The sequence below is a fragment of the Streptomyces sp. FH025 genome (genome assembly GCF_017427025.1).
In the GTDB taxonomy this organism is placed as follows: Bacteria; Actinomycetota; Actinomycetes; order Streptomycetales; family Streptomycetaceae; genus Kitasatospora.
Map to the genome: position 1 here is coordinate 1 of NZ_JAFLNG010000902.1, position 2,606 is coordinate 2,606.

Sequence of the window (2,606 nt, forward strand, 5' to 3'; positions counted from 1 at the left end):
ACGTGGCCGGGCCTGGCCGCGAGCCGCTGGCTGGGCGAGTTCCGCCAGCGGCCTCAGACGCGTCGTACCGATCAGCCCCTCACCCCCCCCGAGGCCGGGAGAGAGTCGCCGGGGCAGCCGGATGGACGATCAGCGGCGTACGGGGAGCCGACGCGCCCGGGGGTTCGGCGGCGCAGAAGACCGCCCGGCCGGCGAAGACACCGGGCACGAGGATCGCACCGTCGGCGTCCGGGCTCAGACGGTACGAACTGCCGGGCAGAAGGCGGATGTTCAGCGCACCGCCGTCCCAATCCAGGTTGGGGGCAAGCTGATGGACGGCGTCCGCGATCCCGTGCCGGGCGATCGCGGACCCCGGGCGGACACGTCGGCCTCCAGCCGGGCCCGCATACCGGGCCAGTGCGGCGCGAGGGCGGCGCGCCAGAAGCGCTCCAGCCTGGCCAGTCCCTGTCGGTGGGCGTCTGCTCCTCCAACACCGGCCGCTGGGTCTGGGGCCCGGCCAACTGACCCGGCACCCCTGACGCCAGGGGCTCCGCGGCCGCCGGACGGTTTCCGGGAGCCGCTGCCGCACGTGAGCCGGTTCGATCAGGCCGCGAGCGGTTCACGCACATGCCCGGCTGGGGTTTCCCAGCCGGGCGCTTCGCGTAGGCGGCCGTCGAGTGTCGAGTTCGGCGGCGACGGCGGGCAGGCGCTCGACGGCTGATGCCGGACGGGAAGCGACGGCCGTGGACCCTTGCACTTCCACTGCCCCTGGCCGCCGATGAGCGCGGGGTAGGTCGCCCGACCCTTCGCCCGCCCGTCGTCCGGGAAACGCTCTCAGAAGTCGATCCGGGGCTGGAGCCCGGTCCAGTTCTGGTTGGCGCCGCCGTTGGCGCCCCAGGTGATGACCGGGGCGCCGTCGGCGGGGCTGGAGCCCGACACGTCGAGGAGCAGCCCGACGTCGCTGGACAGGTGGCCGGTCGAGGGCGCGTTGACGCCGGGCACGCTCCAGCGCTGGTTGGCGGGCCGGGTGAACATGCCGCAGTCCCATTGGATCGCCTGGGTGCCCCACACCGTGCTGACGCCGGGGACGTCCAGGCACATCCCGCTGTTCTTGTTGATCAGGAGGCGGTTGCTGTTCGCGGTCCACTGCTGGTTGGCACCGCCGTGGCAGGTCCACTGGCGGACGGGGGCGCCGGCGTCGGTGCGCCAGTCGGCGACCTCCAGGCACTTGCCGGTCGCCTCGTTGCGCAGTTCGAAGGCGGGGGTGTAGCGGGGGATCATCTCGGCGTGGGCGACGCCCGGGGCGGCCACCGGAAGGGCGGTGGCGAGGGCGGCGGCGAGGGCGAGCAGGCCGGCGCGGGCGCGGTGTCTGTGGGCGGGGGCGGGATCGGTCACGGCTGTCCTCCTGAGGTGCGACGGGCGGTGCGCTGCGAAGGCGAAAGTATGCGCCAGAAATCCCCTGCGGCGTCGTGGTGTTGGACCATCGCGCCCGCGAAAAAGTTGTGCGGAACCCGAGGGCCTTCGGCTGGACCTGTCGGGGGCGGTGGTGGAGGGCGCCGGACGCCGTTCGTCCTTGGCCCGTGAGTAGTCCTCCCAGCGGGTGAGGGACTCGACATCCATCGGGGAGAGCTTCCACCGGCGTCCCGGGTCGTCGAGCCGCGACCGGAGCCGGCGTTCCTGCTCCACGTCGCTGACGGAGAACCAGTACTTGCGCAGCAGGATGCCGTCCTCGATGAGCACCCCCTCGAAGACCGGGCACTGACGCAGGAAGAGGCGGTACTCCTCCTCGGCGCAGAAGCCCAGCACCTTCTCCACCCCGGCGCGGTTGTACCAGCCGCGATCGAAGAGAACGATCTCCCCGGCGGCGGGCAGCTGTTCCACGTAGCGCTGGAAGTACCGCTGGCCGCGCTGGCGGTCGGTGGGCACCGGGAGTGCCGCGATGCGGGCGACGCGCGGGTTGAGGTACTGGGTGACCCGCCTAATCCTGCGGCTGCCGGCTGGCCGCCATCGGCTCCGCGCCCTTCACCGACAGGCTGGCGATCCCCGTCACCCCACCCCTCGTTACCGGCGGATGCGCCGGCGGGCCGCCATCCTCGCCGACGAACAGTTCACCAACGGCATGCACGTCCACGTCGGCGTCGGTCGGGAGGGCCCCGGGTCGTCGGGCGATCAGGACGGGACCGGGCCGCGCTCCTCGTACCACTGCCGGACGGACCGCACGATGTCCTGGCTGATCCGCTCCAGCAGCGCGGACGCGTCGTCCATCCGGGTGCCCGCGGGGGTGGCGGGTCCGAGCAACTCGGCGCCGTGGCGGGTGATCCCGGCGAGCACCGCGTTGCGTTCGGCGCTGGCCAGCAGTGCGCGGTACCAGATGTCGCCGTCGATGACGTACCGCTCGCGGCGCCGCCGGTCGTCGCGCTCGCGGCGGACCAGCGCCTGCCCCTCCAGGTAGCCGATCGCCTTGGAGACGGCGGCCGGGCTGACCTGCAGCCGCTGTACCAGGTCGCCGGAGGTCAGGCTGCCTTCGTCGGTGACGTAGAGGCAGCCGAGCACCCGGGCCACCATCCGAGGCATGCCGGCGTGCACCAGCAACTCGGCCAGCTGGTCGGCGAATTCGCCGACGGCGG

Annotated in this window: 3 protein-coding genes and 1 pseudogene; all 4 read right to left on the reverse strand. The window is 72.9% G+C overall.

The genetic code is table 11. The features are described from left to right. Nucleotides 1–813: 813 nt before the first annotated feature. Nucleotides 814–1,260: an RICIN domain-containing protein gene (locus J0670_RS39695; RefSeq protein ID WP_243437982.1), complete on the reverse strand. Its 447-nt coding sequence runs from the start codon at nucleotides 1,258–1,260 to the stop codon at nucleotides 814–816. Nucleotides 1,261–1,545: 285 nt separating this feature from the next. After that, nucleotides 1,546–1,962: pseudogene (locus tag J0670_RS35445) on the reverse strand (polyphosphate kinase 2); the annotation flags it as partial. After that, nucleotides 1,958–2,110, reverse strand: a complete 153-nt coding sequence (locus J0670_RS35450) for a hypothetical protein (RefSeq protein WP_207816694.1) — start codon at nucleotides 2,108–2,110, stop codon at nucleotides 1,958–1,960. The gene J0670_RS35450 and the pseudogene J0670_RS35445, both read right to left, overlap by 5 nt. Nucleotides 2,111–2,148: 38 nt before the next feature. After that, nucleotides 2,149–2,606, reverse strand: a 458-nt coding sequence (locus J0670_RS35455; protein ID WP_207816696.1) for a GbsR/MarR family transcriptional regulator, incomplete at its 5' end; no start/stop codon positions are given.